This window comes from Streptomyces sp. P6-2-1 (assembly GCF_050613165.1).
GTDB lineage: Bacteria > Actinomycetota > Actinomycetes > Streptomycetales > Streptomycetaceae > Streptomyces.
On sequence record NZ_CP192513.1, the window covers coordinates 1 to 14,095 of the forward strand.

The window sequence follows — 14,095 nt, forward strand, 5'->3', positions numbered from 1 at the left end:
GCGTCACGGCGGTGCCCGGTCGGGCGGTGGATCGCCGCGCAGCGCCGCACGCGCCGTGAGGGCACTCTCAGCGCGCACCGCGTCGAACTGCTCGATGCGGAGGGCATGGTGTGGGAGCCGCGCGAGGAGGAGTGGGAACGCACCCTCGCGCGGGCTTCGCTCCTATCGGACGGCGTACGGGCACCTCGCCCTCGCGACGGCGCGAGACCTGGGGCGAAGGCGAGGGCGAGGACGTCGTACGCGTCGGGGACCTGATGGCGAACCTGCGCCGCGCGGGCGGGCTCGGGAAGGACGAGGAGCGGGCCGCCGCGCGCGCGGCGCAGCTGAGGGCCGTCGACGCGGACGGGGCTTGCCCCTGGCCGCTGGACTGGCAGCGCTGCTATCGACAGCTCGTGCTCCTGGCCGCCGACGAACCCGACGGACGCGCGCCCCAGATCGCGCCCGGGGTCCGCATCGACGGCGACGACCTCGGCTCATGGGTCGCGCGGCAGCAAGAGCCGCGGGTGTGGGCGAAGCTCAGCCCCGAGCAGCGGACACGACTCGAAGCGCTCGGACTCCGGCCCGCCGAGACGGCCCCGGGGCGGGGCGTGCAGGGCACGGGGACGGCGGGGAGCGGGAAGCGGACAGCGACGGCGCGAGCGGCCTTCCGGCGCGGTCTCGCGGCGCCGCTCGCGCAATGGGTCGAACTGGAAGGCACGGAGCGGCCCGTACCCCGCAAGCATGTCGAGACCGTCAGCGTGGACGGCGAGGACGTCGACGTACGCCTCGGCGTATGGATCTCGAACACCAAGAACCGCTTCGACGGACTGAGCGACGACGAACGCGCGCAGCTCGTCGCACTCGGCATCCCTGGGCCACGTGACCGGTGGACGGGTACGACGGCCGGCTGGTACTGCCTCACGGAGGCGTACGCCGAGTGGCTCGGCTCCCCTCGCTGGCTCTGCCTCGCAGGAAACCACCGCGCCCTCGGCGACGCGCGGGCCTTACTTGAACGACTTAGGGAGATGGCAAACGGCAAGGGGATGACGTTCACTCCCACCCGTTAGAGGGACTTGATCGTCAACTTGCTGGTTGGCATTGGATGCGGATCCCGGAGCGCGAGGTCTCGGCGAAGCAGTGTTCACTCGGGCCGAGATGTCAGACTCGCGCACTAGGGTGGATCGTTCGATAGGCGAGGCATGCCGGAACGGTTCCGTCTTCGGTCCGGATGTGCCCGGCGAGGAAGCTGGTGGTGCAGTGCGGATCCGTGCTGAGAAGCAGAACAACCCGGTGGCTGACGAGGTCAGCGCCTTGATCGCTGTCACCCGGCCGATCATCGCCGGGGTCTACCACTCGATCAGTCAGGACATGCTCAGCGCCATCGGGCCGCGGGAGAACATACAGCTCAAGGTCCTTGGCAAGATCAGGAGCAAGGGAGACGGCGACACCGGGATCGCGTTCGAATACGCGGTGCATGACGCAGTAGCAGCCGGGGTTCCAGTTGTTGTGGAACGCGTGGCGGATGCCCTGGGGCGGTGCAGGATCAACCGAGGCGACCCGTCGTCGATCCTCTTCGCCATCGAGAAGAGTGGCTCTCAGCAGTTGATCTCCACCGAGATCGACCTGATCACGTCCGACTCGCGGGTGCTATCCGGGGAACGCGGACAGCCTGTCAAGCTGAAGGGATACCTCAACCAGCTGGCCGCCGCGTTCCGTCGACCGAACACCCGGAAGCGGCTGCCGCAGAGCATCCGGGGGCTGTGGAAGGCCGACCTCTTCCTCGGATCGACGGAGCCGGACCATTGGGTGGGCACCACGGTCAAGATCAACCCATCGCACCTCGAAGCGGCCAAGGGGCTGCGGGTTGCCATTGTTCCGAGCAAGCCCGGGGTATCGGACACGATCAAGAAAGACGAGCAGAAGAACCTGATCGTCTGCCCGATGCCGCACGACGGCAGCTTCATGCAGGTCTTTTATGAGGGCTGGCGGATCGTGCAGGTTCTCCTCGAAAACAACTTCACCTCGCCGAGGCCAGTGGACCTCCCGAACCCGGCGCACCGTGAGGTCGCCCGCGTCTATATCGAGCGTCGGGAGTTCCCCGTGCCGGACGTCCTTGACGCAACCAGGACGTTCGCCCAGCCGGAACTTCTCGTCTTCAACGAGGCCGCCGCGTCCAACGTCGCGTTCGGCACGAGTGTGGAGCCGGAGACATCGACGATCATCACTCCCTTCCCGCGCTTGGAGCGATAGCCGAAGTCCGGCCCGCTGGCTTGGTGCCGTCTGAACCGGGCGGTCGCACCCTCGCATGTGTGACCGATTCTTTCCCCAGCTCTCCTCACAGCTCAGCGCGACCTCACTACCGGGCGGGCCGCCCTTTCCGCTCGCCTCGCGGCGCTGCCGCCCTCGGTGGAACCGATGCTCGCATGGGAGCGGCCGGAGGGCTACTGGGCGGGTGCCCGTACGCACCCGGCCTCCCCCGGGTGGAGCGTGGAGGAGCGCGAGGAGGTCGCCGCGCTCCGCGCGCGTGAACGGGTGCTCGCTGCGGTGATCGTGACGCACGAGGTGGGGGCGAGCCTGCCGGCGGAGGAGCGGACGCGGGTCCGCGACGCGCTCAAGCACGACCACGAGGCCCCGGCCGCCGAGGCGGCCGGGGCGCGGGGCTGAGCGTGCCGGACCACGAGGACGCGAGCGGGAGCGGGGCGCCGCCGGTGTGGGTGGCCCTTCGGGACGACCAGGAGGTGCGGGGGCGGCTCCTCGCGCGGCGGCAACTCGCGGACGGGTGGCGCTACCGGGTCGCGCTCGCGCTGTACCGCAACCTCGACGGGGAGGGCCTGGAGGTCGGGGCGGCGCCGTACGGGGTGTGGGTGCGGGCCCCCGAGCACGTGCGGCCCGTGGAGGGCGTCGATTACGCGGGCGGGCCGACCACGGCGCTCCCGGCGCCCTCGCTCGTGGATGTGGCGCTCGGTCCGCGCAGGCACGCCGGGTGGGTGCTGGCGAAGAGCGGCGGCGGGCGGCGTGGGCCCTCGCGTGCGGTGCTGCACGCCGTGGACTGCGAGGAGGCGCCGCCCGGTCTCCCGGTGCTGGGGGTGGATCAGGCGCTCACCTCTGCCGAGCACCCCGCTACCCGGGCCTGCGCCTTGTGCGGCGCCGCCGCCGAGCTTGACCGATCCTCCGCAACTTCGACCCGCACGAGGACGAAGACGGGCTGTGAGGTATGGGCGGGCCGCCCGGCCGCTGTGCCGAAGCACGGTAGCTGTCACCATCGGCATCCGCTGGCCTGTGACTTCAGTGGGGCAAAGCATGGTGGTTGTCACTGTTGCGGCGCGCTACCTGTCATCGGCGGTAGACGAAGCAGAGGCGATGTCACCGCGTCCGCTTCTGGTGGGCAGGGTGCCGAGCGGCCTTCGGCGATCGCGAGCCATATTTCCCGCGCCCTACGCGGACCCGGCCTTTTACGATCACCTGGTACGGCTGCTGGAGGGGTGGGAATGCTTGAGGATGTCGAGGATGGGGCAGCGGCGGCAATACGGCTCGCGGGAGGTGCGCCGCTTCGGCGCACACTGGATGTCGCCGATCCCGATGACTGGCTCGCGCTGGACGCAGGGGTTCGTAAGGTGGCCTGGCATCTCTCTCGGTTCCTGCCGGGGTGGGAGCACTCCGCCTCACTGCAGGCCGACCTGACTCAGGCCGACGAGTCCCTGCTCGCCCTCGCCCTCTGTCACCGCGACGGGCGGATCCGGCAGAAGGCGGTGCGTCAGTCGGTTCGGTACCCCGTTCTGTTGCCGTTGGTCGTGATCCGTTGCGCCGACTGGGTCGGTCCGGTGCGCGAGCACGCGCGGCGGCTGCTGCGCGAAGCCCTGAACGTGGGCTCTGCCCTGTACCTTGCGCCGCTCATCCTCCGCGTCGGCCGCCGGAACAGAGGCGCCTTCGGCGTCGATGTGCTCGGCCAGGTTCTGCGCCAGGCATCTCACGGGCAACTCTCTGTTCTCTTCGCCGACCCCGACCGCACCGTCCGGCGGTTCGCATACCGGCTGGCCGTCGAGGGCCGACTGCTGCGTCCCGCTGAGCTGGCCCGCGCGGCCGCCGGGGACCAGGACACCGTGGTCCAGGACTTGTGTGCCACAGCGGCGCTTACGGCTCTGAGGGATGAGGAGGGTTACGAGGGTGTGCTGCCGCTACTGCTGTCCGCACGCAACCCGCGTGTCCGTTCGACCGGCGTCACCGCGCTGAGACGGGCGGGGTGGTCGGAGCGAGCGGAGTCGTTTCTCAGCGACCGTTCCGCGATCGTGCGCGCTTGTGCCCGCTATGTCGTACGACAACGGGGTGGTGACCCGGCCGCCTGGTACCGGGAGCGGTGCACGGCACCTATCGGCCCCGAGTTGCCGCCCGGTGTGGTCATCGGGCTGGCCGAGTGCGGAAACCGCGCGGACGCGGGGCTGCTGCGGCCGTTGCTCGCGCACCCGTCGGCCGGGGTGCGGGCGCGAGCGGTAGCAGGGTTGCGGACGCTGGACTGCGTAGGGGCGCCGCAGATACGGCCGCTCCTCGACGACCCTGCGCCGGGGGTCGTCCGCGAGACCACCACTGCCCTGCTGCCCTCGGCCAAGGAGCTACCCGCCGACTGGTTGCTGGAGCGCACCAGCTCCCAGCGGCTGCGGCACGTCCGTGTCGGCGCGTTCCGGCTGCTCGACGCGCGCGGCGGCATCGTGGCGCTACGGGCGGCGGTCGGTCTGTTTGAGGACCCTGATGTGAAGCTGCGCACCTGGGCCGCGCAATCAGTGCAGCGCTGGCATCCGTCCCCGGACGAGCGGCGCGGAGACGAGGAGGTAGGGAAACTGCTCGGCCAGTGCCGCCACCTCTTCAGCGACTACATGCTGCACCGGCTCAAGTGGGAAGCCGGGGTGAACAGCTGAGACCAGAACTGCGCTCGGTTCCTCGCCGCGGTGGCCCTGGTGACAGACACCTGCCCTGGTGACAACTGTCGTGCTTCGGCTCAGCCGCTACGGGTCCGGGCGGCCGGGCTCTCCCTTGCCAGGCGGCGAAGCCGATGTTGGTGACGTACCCGTACTGGCCCCACTGCGAGCCGAGGTCGACGACGACTTCGTTGACCCACGCGTCATCGAGGCCCGTGTCGTTCCCGGACTGCCAGGCGGCGACGATGCGTTCCCATTTGCGGACGTTGAGGGTGCGGTACTCCACGACGCGCTGGCGGGGGGGCGGTCGACCGCGGACTGGTTGACGGGGTGGAACTCGACGCGGGTGCCGCGGCCGCCGCGCTCCAGGCGGGCCTGGAGGCGGCGGGCGACGTTGTGGCGGCGTACCCGCTGGTAGGCGGTGTCGATCTCGCAGAGCGTACGGGCGGAGGGGCGGCGGGTGGTGAGCGGGGAGGTGATGAACCCGGCGAGGCTGTCCAGGCGGCGGGCGACGAGCTGGTGGCCCTTGACGCCCTGGGCGCCGAACTGGCCGAACTCGATGTTCCGCTCAGGCATCAGGCTCCCCCGCATCGTCCTCGGTGGTGGTCGCGAGAGTGTAGGTGTGCTTGGTCTTGACCTCGGTGACGGCGCGGCCCTGGGGGAAGACGCTCCGCCAGTCCCCGATGACGTGCAGTTCGTCGGTGCCCATCGCGCGGAGCACCATCAGCCCGTTCTCGTGCGCCTTGAACGCCTTCATCCACAGGTTCGCGAACGCCTGGGAGCGGATGAGGTGCATCCAGTCGGGACGGTAGAGCTCACGGTTGAAGTTGCTAGCGCCCATTGTGGAGACGAACTTCGAGTACATCGCCTTGACGTACTCCAGCGTCACCTCGTCGTCCTGGGCGATCGCGCGGTCACGGGCGTCTTTCAGCTCGGTGCGGAACTTCTCCAGGAGGTTCTCGGTACTGCCGCTGGTGTAGGACTCGTGGATCTCCGGGGCCTCGCACAGCCCGTACTTCGGGCCCGCGAGGCGCAGAAGCAGGCGCAGGGTCGGCTTGGTCACCCACAGGGGGCCGGGCTCATCGCGCGCGCCGAGCGGGTTGGGCAGGTGCGTGTCGTGGTCCCATGCGGGCGGGGTGATCAGGTGCACGCCCGCGCGGCAGCGGTCGTGCGCGAAGCCGGTGGAGTGTTCGAGCTGGCCGAGGGGGAGGTGGGTTTTGAGGGCGGAGAGATAGGCGCCGTTGATGTCGAGCGCCGTCACTTCCCACCGCCCCTGCGAGAGGTGGGGGCGCGTCCACTTCGGGCGGGCCTCCCAGATCTGTCGGGGCCGTGCGCGGACTGCTTGTGCAGGATCTCCGGGAGGGCCGGGTGCGCGACGACGTCGTACCGCCCGCCGGTCCGGGTGCGGTCCAGCAGCTCCATCGCGTCCGGGATCGCCTGCCTGACCAGCGCGGCCGTCGCCGACTCGATATCACCCTCGTACTTCGCGAGCGCGGCGGCGACCTTCACCGCGACGAACCCCCGCTCGTCCACGGTCTTCGCGCGGCGGCCCGCGCTCTCTACCCGTACGGCGGGCTTGCCGCCGCCGGGAGCCTGCCGGGCCGGGCGAGAGGAGGCCCCGGGGCGCGGCCGCGTGCGGGAGCCGGGCGGCCAGCAGGCGACGGCTCGCGCTCCGCAGAAGCGGGGACAGGGGCGGGGTCGGGTCGGGTCGGGTCGGGGTCGGGGTCGGGGTCGGCGGGGAGGGGGTGGCACTCGGCGGGGTCGAGGTGCTGCACGTAACCCACGACCCGGTGGCGGGCGGGCTCCCCACACAGCACGCACGGCTCCGCGACGGCGCGACGGAGGGCTTCGTCCTCATCGACACCGGCAACGACTACCCGCAGCGCGACGGCCGGATCGCGCAGATCGAGGACGAGGGCGCCTCACCGAGAGCCGATGGACCGAGCGTCAGCTCGGGCAACCGGTGGTGAAGGTCTTCAACGCCACCTACGCCCAGGACCTCCTGGACAAGCCGCGCCCCGCAGGCGCCGACGAGGTCGTCGCCGCACTGGCCGCCGCCACCCCGGAGCGCCCAGCGCAATTCCGCGCCTGACCACCCAGCCAGCACCTGCCGGTCCCGCCACGAGAAGACAGTGGCGGGACCCAAGGCCGCGCCCATACCGCCACCCCGCGCGAGCCCGCACCGCCGCCACCCCGCGCGAGCCCGCACCGCCGCCACCCCGCGCGAGCCCGCACCGCCGCCACCCCGCGCGAGCCCGCACCGCCGCCACCCCGCGCGAGCCCGCACCGCCGCCACCCCGCGCGAGCCCGCACCGCCGCCACCCCGCGCGAGCCCGCACCGCCGCCACCCCGCGCGAGCCCGCACCGCCGCCACCCCGCGCGAGCCCGCACCGCCGCCACCCCGCGCGAGCCCGCACCGCCGCCACCCCGCGCGAGCCCGCACCGCCGCCACCCCGCGCGAGCCCGCACCGCCGCCACCCCGCGCGAGCCCGCACCGCCGCCACGCGGCTTCGCCGGCGCGGCGGCTTGAGGCTGTTAGCCCGCGGAACAGGAGCGGGCCAGTTCTCCTGGGCGGTCAGCCGTACAGGCTGACGTCACCGAGATGCGCCAGCAACGAGCGCGCCGTTCTCGCTGACGCCCAGCGCATCGGCCGCATCGTGTCGGTCGGCGTCGTTCAGGGGCTACTGCGCGGGCCACCGGCCGGCCTGCTTCGCAGCGACCTGCATGAGGTGCGCGGCGCGTGCCGCAGCGAGTGGTGACGACCTGGTCAGCTTCTCGATCTCGTGAGGCGCCCGAGGAGATCGGAGACCACCGTGGGCAGCGCGATGGTCGCGAGGCGCACCTCTTCGGTGTGAGCGTCCCAATCCACTACGCAGTTGTCCGCTGCGTCGGCTCCGGCGAGTTGCAGTTCCCGGTCGCCGATCCGATCCCAGTCCAGCACGTGCGCGGGCCCGGTCCAGCCGCACGCGCAGGCTCCCCGCAGCGCAGCGGCGCGCGGCCCGTAGGGGTACCTGCCGATGTACACGCTCCACTGAGCCACCTCGCTGTGATGAGCGCTGCTCTCCGAGCCGAAGAAAACAGGTGGTGGGACCGTGCCGTCCTCAAGCAGAACACCGACCCATCCCTCGTGCTCGGAGCCGAACTCCGGGTCCGTCCACGTCTCCCGCTCCACCACGACTTCCTCCACCCGCTGCTCGCCACCCGCGCTGCAGATACGGTGCTCCGATAATGCCCCCCCTCCCAGCCGCCGCCGCCCCAAAACCAGAAAGTCGCCGCCCGCTCCGAGCCCGCACCCGCACGCCGCCCTCGAGGAAGCGGGCGAGCGCACCAGAGGCGATGACCGCGTCGGCGGATGACTGTTTCGCCGCGACGGCGTTGGTGCCGTTGGAGATGGCGATCAGGATTCGCTGGGAGACCTCGTGGGCAAGCGCGGCCTCAGTGCCCGGGCCGCTGCCTCGCCTGTGAGACACCGGCCCGGGCCGGAGGCGACTGCGCCTTGGGCGGGGGTGGCTACCGCGCGGAGCGTCTGCCAGCGGTGTCCAGGTCTTCCATCACACTCGTGTGCAGGAGAGAGGCGCCGAAATCCACCGGGTCAACAGGTCCGTCCTGCGTCCTGATGATCAGGTAGCGGCGGGTGTAGACGTCGGACCCCCAGCGCTCCGCGACCTCGCCGCTCAGGTCGATCGTGAAAGAGACGAAGACGCCCTGCTCGTTCTCGTCGAAGTCGAGGGAGCTCAGCTGCCCGTAGTTGCTCTCGTCCAGAACACCTTGGATTCCTTCAGTTGCCGCGGCGCCGAAGGCGCTGAGGTGGTCGGCGTACTGGTCTCGCAAGGTCACTTTGAGGTCTTCTCCTCAGCGGCGAAGCAACCGCAGTCGTTGAGGTAGCAGGCCGTGATGATCCCACGGGCGCGGCCGTCGGGGGTGCCCGAGGTGCTGTGGGTGTACGACACCTTCATGTTGCCCCACGTCGGGTTCACCCCGTTGATCTTGTTGGAGTCGCACGTCCACCTGGTGTTCTTTTTGCTGCGCTTGATGGTCGGACTGTCGAGAGTCTCGTCGATGTCCTTCTTGAACGTGCTCAAGGAGACACCGAGCAGGTGTCCGCGGTCCTCAATATGGTATTTCCCGAAGCCCGTCGTGTGCCCGGCCGTGTTGTCGTGCCGCCCGTACCGCAGCGGGATGTCGTGTCCCTTGGGCGAGAAGTGGGTGGAGTAGACGGCCCAGTTCTCACCCGCCGCATGTGCGGGGACTGTGCCAGCGATGAGAAGCTGGATGGTGCTGGCGATGCTGGCTCCGGTAGCGATGGCCGCGCGTCGCATAGGTGATGAAAGCATTGGATTTTCCCCGTTCGGCATCCGATTGCCGGATGCGTGTTCGACTTACGAAGAACGTTCGCTCGCCATAGACCCTTGAGGCCGACAGCGGGGCTGAAAGTCACCAATAGCCGTCTGGACAGGGAGGGTTGTCGTGCTCAGCACGTGATGTGCCACCGGTGGCCAGTGGGAGTCCCTCAGTTCAGGAGCCGTCGCGGTCCCAGGGGATGGGGTAGGTGACGGTCCAGCTCGGCCCCGGCCTCGGCTCCTCCTTCCCCCTTGCGGGCGCAGGTGGCGGTGTGGAGCGGTTCGTCGATGGCCGGCGCGGCTCTGATGCCTCGGTGGCGGGGCCGGTGTGGCTGAAGACGAAGACGGCCGCCACGGCGACGAGAGCGATGGTCAGCTGCTTGCGCGCGCCGGGAGGCAGGCGGGTATGCGCCCGTACCTTCGTGCCGCCGCGCCAGTACTCCCTCACCTTGACCACGCCGAATCCCCCTCCTCGACAGCGCACGCTCCGAGGACGCGCACCGGTCCATGAAAGCACCAGCAGCTGACCAGGTGTGACCGTACGATCACCTGCCCTGCAGGCTCTGCCCCGTCACGGGGAGGCGGGGCCCGGGCGTGCCCGGCTCCCCCTGTCCCTCCCCTTTGTCTCCTCCTCGGCTCCTTGAGGACTCACGTGCTCCTGTGCGGTTCTCGGCTGCGCTCGCCAGCCGGGGCCGGGACCGGGGCCGGGGCCGGGACCGGGGCCGGGCCCGAGGCCGGTGCCTCTCCGCAGACGGCGGCGGCCGCCCCGAGCCCGCACCGCCAGCGCGCGGCTTCGCCGACGCGGCGGCTCAAGAACATGGTGAGCGCGGTACTCCGGCGCTGCCGGTGGCGTGCTCTTGTCTCTGATCGGGTGGCCTCGGTGCTGGGCGACGCCGGTTTTTAGCGGCGGGTGGCGGTGATGAGGGTGCCGACGAGGGTGGGTTCGGTTCCGGTGAGGGTGGCGATGGTGTTGATGCTGTGGTGGAGGGTGTCGTAGAGGAGTGCGGGGTCCTGTGCGGGGGTGCGTGGGGTGCCGGTGCGCAGGGCGATGTGGTGGGTGAAGAGGTCCCAGGCGAAGGCGGCGGGGTTGGGGCGGCCGATGACGCGGGGCCAGTCGGTGGCAAGGAGGGTGAAGACGTGGGTGACGAGGATGTGGGCTTCATCGGTGGGGAGGAGGGCGCCGGCGTAGTCGCGGTGGGCGAAGTGGTTGTGGTCGTAGAAGGCGTGGAAGGCGGCGGCGGTCGCGGCCAGGGTGCGGGAGGTCATCGCCGTCTCAGCCGAAGTGCTCGGCGTGCAACCGCGAGGGCGTCGAGGTGCGTGCCTGGGCGACGGCGTGGTGGTGGGCGGCCTGCCAGAGGGGGCGCATGTCGCTGGGCAGGCTGAACAGGGCGGCGGCGAGTTGCTGTGCACGGCCCAGTCGGGGACGCCCGGGCCGTGCAGGGCCTCGCGGACGGCGGTGGGGGCGAGGGCGTCACCGAGGGGGTGGGGGGTGTGGCCGCAGGAGAGGAGGAGGCCGGCGAGGTAGTCGCGCAGGCAGGCGACGGGATCGGTCTCCGGGGGCGGTTCGATGCCGGCGGCGACGTTGTAGAGGGGCAGGAGGAGGCACTCGGCGATGCCGAGGACGCGGGCGAAGTCCCGCAGATGAGGCCAGTGCAGGGGCTTTTCCCCTGACAGGAGCCGGGAGACGTAGGAGGGGTGCCTTCTGATCGCCTCGGCGACGGCGCGCTGCGAGGCCGCGGAGCGGCGCATCGTGTGGGAGAGCGCGGCGCGCAGGCGGTCGGCGGCCCGGCGTTCGGAGCACTCCTGGGCGCGGGGCAGGGATGGCTCCTGGCCCGGCGGGCCTTCGGAGTCCGTCGCGGCGAAGACGGGGGTCGGGTTCCACGGGTCCGTGTAGGGGGCGAGGACGCGGTCGAGGTGCTTCTTGTCGTACTTCTTGCGGACGTGGTCCGCCGAGACGGAGAGGTGGGCGGCGACGGTGGCGTGGGTTTCGTGCAGAGCGCGGGCCCGTGCGACGGTGGCGCCCTCCACGACGGTCAGCGCGCGCTGCAGGCACGCGACGGTGGTGAGGAGGTCGCCGGTGGGGGGCGTGGTCCCGTAGGCCTGGTGCAGCAGCGCCGCGGCGTGGCGGGCGACGGTGTCGGTGGTGGCGTGCAGCACGTCTTCGCAGAAGGCGCGCGTCCGCCGTTCCGCTAGGCGTCGCGGTGGGCCAGCGCGAAGCGGCCCGCCGCTGTGGCTGCCGCCGCCCAGGCCGCCAGCACCGCCAGGCCGCTTATCGGGCCGAGGGTGCTGTGCGTGGGGAGGTCGTGGCGCAGTACCAGGGAGCCGGCCATGTCGGGCAGGAACTGGGCGACGGCGCGAGTGGCCGGGATGTTGGCCAGCATCGTGGAGATCATGAAGAACAGCGGGACCAGCACGCCGAGGGTCAGCGCGGTGGAGCGCAGCACCAGGGCCAGCCCCATCGAGAACAGCACCAGCAGCACGGTGTAGAGGACCGCGCCGCCCATCCTGGCCACGGTTTCGCCGTCCACACCGGTCCCCCGGTCCCCGAGCAGTCCCTGCACCAGCAGGTACGACAGTGGTGCGGTGACTGCCGACACCACGGCCGCCACCAGGGCGAGTGCGCCGAGCTTCGCTGCTTGGAAACGTCCACGGCGGGGCACCGCGAGCAGTGAGCCGCGCACGGACCCGGAGGCGTACTCGCTGGTGACGGCCAGTACGCCGACGACAACGAGCAGCACCATGCCGCTCTGCATCCCCGAGAAGCCGAGGGCGACCGGATCGATGTCGTTGCTGTGCCGACTGGTCCAGCCCATCAGGAGGCTGATGCCGAGGCAGACCAGGACGTAGACCGGCAGGCACGCGAGGTGCGTGCGCAGGCTGTACAGCTTGATCCACTCGGCGTGGAGGGCGTGCTTCACCGGCCCACCTCCAGAACGGCACGGTACTCGGTCTGCCCAGCGGTCAGTTCCATGAACGCCTCCTCCAGGGACGCGGTGCGCCGGGCCATCTCGTAGACGGCGATCCGGCGGTCGCTGGCGAGTTCACCGACCCGCTCGGGGGTGACGTCCAGGGCCTCGATCCGGCCGTCGGGCAACCGTTCGCTGCGGATGCCCTCGGTGTCCAGCGCGTTCTTCAGCGCCTCCGGGTCGGAGACACGGGCGGTGACGGACGCGCGGGAGTGCTGGACGATGAACTCATTCATCGGTGAGTCCACCAGTAGGCGGCCGCGGGCAATGATGACGAGGTGGTCGGCGGTGACCGCCATCTCGTTCATCAGGTGGGACGACACGAGTACCGTGCGCCCCTCGGACGCCAGTTGTTTCATCAACTCGCGGGCCCACAGCACTCCTTCGGGGTCGAGGCCGTTGACGGGCTCGTCCAGGACGACGACGCCGGGGCGGCCGAGCAGTGCGGCCGCGACGCCGAGGCGCTGGCCCATGCCGAGGGAGAAGCCCTTGGCGCGTTTGTGGGCCACGGCGGTCAGCCCGACCATCTCCAGCACCTCGCCGACCCGGCTCTCCGGCAGGCCGTTGCTCACGGCGAGCGCGAGCAGGTGGTGGTAGGCGCTCCGGGCGCCGTGCACGCCCTTGGCGTCCAGCAGCGCGCCGACCACGGTGAGCGGCCGGTCCAGTTCCTCGTACGGGCGTCCCGTGATCAGGGCGCGTCCGGTGGTGGGGCGGTCCAGGCCGAGGATCATGCGCATGGTGGTGGACTTGCCGGCGCCGTTGGGTCCGAGGAATCCGGTCACCTTGCCGGGCGTGACGGTGAACGACAGGTCGTCGACCGCGAGGGTGTCGCCGTAGCGCTTGCTGAGGTTCTCTACTTCGATCATGGGTGTCCGGTGGCTTCCGGTCGTGCCGGGCGGCGTCGCGAGGGCCGCCCGCCGTGCGGGTGGGGGGATGCGGTGGAGGCGGGGGTCACAGGGCGTCGAGCACGCGTTCCAGGTCGGAGGCGGCGGCGCGGGCGCCCTTGGTGGCGGCGACGCCCGTCACGTTCAGTACCACCTCGTCGACGCCTGCCTCCTCGTACCGGCGCAGCCCGTCGCGGATGTCCGAGGGGGTGCCCCACAGGAAGCCGCCCGCCTCCGTGAGCTTCGCCGCGTCGGCGGGTTCGCCGGTGACGTCGAGCCCGGCCTCGCGGAGCGCGGCCTGGTAGTGGGGGGCGCGCAGGTGGGCGCCGAAGGCGGCCAGGGCGGTCTCGTCGCGTTCGCGGCCGTCCTCGGCGAGCGCCATCGGCACGATCGCGGTGGTGGGCACCTGGTCGCGTCCGGCCGCTGTGCTGGCCTTGGCGACGTGCGGGACCAGGACGTCGCGGAGGTGGTCCGGCGGGGACAGCCAGGTGACGGCGGCGTCGGCGATCCGACCGGCGAGTTCGGCCATCCGCGGGCGGAGCACGCCGACGCCGACCCGTATCTCAGGAGCGGGCACGGCGAGCAGCCCGGCCCGCATCGGGTGGGCGCCGCTCTCGTTCTCGGCCAGTTCGCCGCGGAGCAGGGCGCGGACGGCGCTCACGTAGTCGCGGGTCGCCGCGAGCGGGCTGCGGTAGGGCTCGCCGAGCACTGCCCGCTGGTAGTCCGGCCAGCCGGGGCCGTACGCGGCGAGGACGGGGCAGCCGGTGACCAGCGCGGTGGAGCGGGCCTCGCTCGCCGCGTGGTACGGGGTGCGCAGGGGGGTGAGGTCGACGCCGAAGCCGGTGGGGACGCGGATGCCGATTCCGGCCAGCCAGGCGGCCAGGTGGTGGTTGTCGACGACCTGGCTCTGTCCTTGCCAGAGTCGTTCCGCCCGCGTCCAGCGGACGAGATTGGCGAACGGCACGGCTTGTTCGGGGCGGACCGCGACGATGGGCAGGACCAGGGAGTACCGCACT

General features: G+C 71.2%; 12 protein-coding genes and 4 pseudogenes. 6 read left to right on the forward strand and 10 right to left on the reverse strand.

Annotated elements, in window-relative coordinates:
* Positions 1–131: 131 nt before the first annotated feature.
* The 5 genes and pseudogenes from ACQYWQ_RS00005 (at position 132) to ACQYWQ_RS00025 (ending at position 4,889) form a co-directional block, all read left to right on the forward strand.
* The gene (locus ACQYWQ_RS00005; protein WP_431031754.1) at positions 132–1,046 is read left to right on the forward strand and encodes a Helicase associated domain protein; all 915 of its coding nucleotides are present in this window, start codon (positions 132–134) and stop codon (positions 1,044–1,046) included.
* A gap of 163 nt (positions 1,047–1,209) precedes the next feature.
* Entirely contained in the window at positions 1,210–2,229 is a 1,020-nt protein-coding gene (locus ACQYWQ_RS00010; RefSeq protein ID WP_431031755.1) for a hypothetical protein, read from the forward strand.
* Between the two features lie 165 nt (positions 2,230–2,394).
* Positions 2,395–2,643, forward strand: coding sequence for a nucleic acid-binding protein (locus tag ACQYWQ_RS00015; protein ID WP_431031756.1), 249 nt, complete (start codon positions 2,395–2,397; stop codon positions 2,641–2,643).
* 380 nt (positions 2,644–3,023) lie between these two features.
* Positions 3,024–3,083 (forward strand): annotated as a pseudogene (locus ACQYWQ_RS00020) (DUF6233 domain-containing protein); the annotation flags it as partial.
* Between the two features lie 384 nt (positions 3,084–3,467).
* Positions 3,468–4,889 (forward strand): hypothetical protein, encoded by a 1,422-nt coding sequence (locus ACQYWQ_RS00025; RefSeq protein ID WP_431039016.1) that lies wholly within the window; start codon positions 3,468–3,470, stop codon positions 4,887–4,889.
* A 121-nt stretch (positions 4,890–5,010) separates the two neighbouring features.
* Here the strand turns inward: ACQYWQ_RS00025 and ACQYWQ_RS00030 are convergent.
* Positions 5,011–5,465 (reverse strand): annotated as a pseudogene (locus ACQYWQ_RS00030) (transcriptional regulator); the annotation flags it as partial.
* Positions 5,458–6,748, reverse strand: a pseudogene (locus ACQYWQ_RS00035) (transcriptional regulator); the annotation flags it as partial. The pseudogenes ACQYWQ_RS00030 and ACQYWQ_RS00035, both read right to left, overlap by 8 nt.
* Here ACQYWQ_RS00035 and ACQYWQ_RS00040 point away from each other — a divergent pair.
* Positions 6,638–6,981, forward strand: a pseudogene (locus ACQYWQ_RS00040) (NADP oxidoreductase); the annotation flags it as partial. The pseudogenes ACQYWQ_RS00035 and ACQYWQ_RS00040 sit on opposite strands and share 111 nt — an antisense overlap.
* A gap of 675 nt (positions 6,982–7,656) precedes the next feature.
* Here ACQYWQ_RS00040 and ACQYWQ_RS00045 read toward each other — a convergent pair.
* The 8 genes from ACQYWQ_RS00045 to ACQYWQ_RS00080 form a co-directional block, all read right to left on the reverse strand.
* Positions 7,657–8,076, reverse strand: coding sequence for a hypothetical protein (locus ACQYWQ_RS00045; RefSeq protein WP_431031757.1), 420 nt, complete (start codon positions 8,074–8,076; stop codon positions 7,657–7,659).
* Between the two features lie 323 nt (positions 8,077–8,399).
* The gene (locus ACQYWQ_RS00050; protein ID WP_431031758.1) at positions 8,400–8,726 is read right to left on the reverse strand and encodes a hypothetical protein; all 327 of its coding nucleotides are present in this window, start codon (positions 8,724–8,726) and stop codon (positions 8,400–8,402) included.
* Positions 8,723–8,971, reverse strand: a complete 249-nt coding sequence (locus tag ACQYWQ_RS00055; RefSeq protein WP_431031759.1) for a hypothetical protein — start codon at positions 8,969–8,971, stop codon at positions 8,723–8,725. The genes ACQYWQ_RS00050 and ACQYWQ_RS00055 overlap by 4 nt, the downstream gene beginning before the upstream one ends.
* 433 nt (positions 8,972–9,404) lie before the next feature.
* Positions 9,405–9,686 carry a hypothetical protein gene (locus ACQYWQ_RS00060; protein WP_431031760.1) on the reverse strand — a complete coding sequence of 94 codons (282 nt, stop codon included), beginning with the start codon at positions 9,684–9,686 and terminating at the stop codon, positions 9,405–9,407.
* A gap of 443 nt (positions 9,687–10,129) precedes the next feature.
* Entirely contained in the window at positions 10,130–11,386 is a 1,257-nt protein-coding gene (locus tag ACQYWQ_RS00065) for a helix-turn-helix domain-containing protein (protein ID WP_431031761.1), read from the reverse strand.
* Between the two features lie 32 nt (positions 11,387–11,418).
* Positions 11,419–12,147: an ABC transporter permease gene (locus ACQYWQ_RS00070; protein ID WP_431031762.1), complete on the reverse strand. Its 729-nt coding sequence runs from the start codon at positions 12,145–12,147 to the stop codon at positions 11,419–11,421.
* A complete protein-coding gene (locus ACQYWQ_RS00075; protein ID WP_431031763.1) occupies positions 12,144–13,061 on the reverse strand; it encodes an ATP-binding cassette domain-containing protein in 918 nt (305 codons plus the stop codon). Before ACQYWQ_RS00075 ends, ACQYWQ_RS00070 begins: the two co-directional genes overlap by 4 nt.
* A gap of 85 nt (positions 13,062–13,146) precedes the next feature.
* Complete coding sequence (locus tag ACQYWQ_RS00080; RefSeq protein ID WP_431031764.1) at positions 13,147–14,094, reverse strand: LLM class flavin-dependent oxidoreductase; 948 nt, start codon at positions 14,092–14,094, stop codon at positions 13,147–13,149.
* Position 14,095 lies beyond the last annotated feature (1 nt).

Coding starts and splice junctions, on each gene's coding strand:
- ACQYWQ_RS00015 (WP_431031756.1), top strand. CDS start 2,395: ATGCTCGCATGGGAGCGGCCGGAGGGCTACTGGGCGGGTGCCCGTACG.
- ACQYWQ_RS00025 (WP_431039016.1), top strand. CDS start 3,468: ATGCTTGAGGATGTCGAGGATGGGGCAGCGGCGGCAATACGGCTCGCG.
- ACQYWQ_RS00075 (WP_431031763.1), bottom strand. CDS start 13,061: ATGATCGAAGTAGAGAACCTCAGCAAGCGCTACGGCGACACCCTCGCG.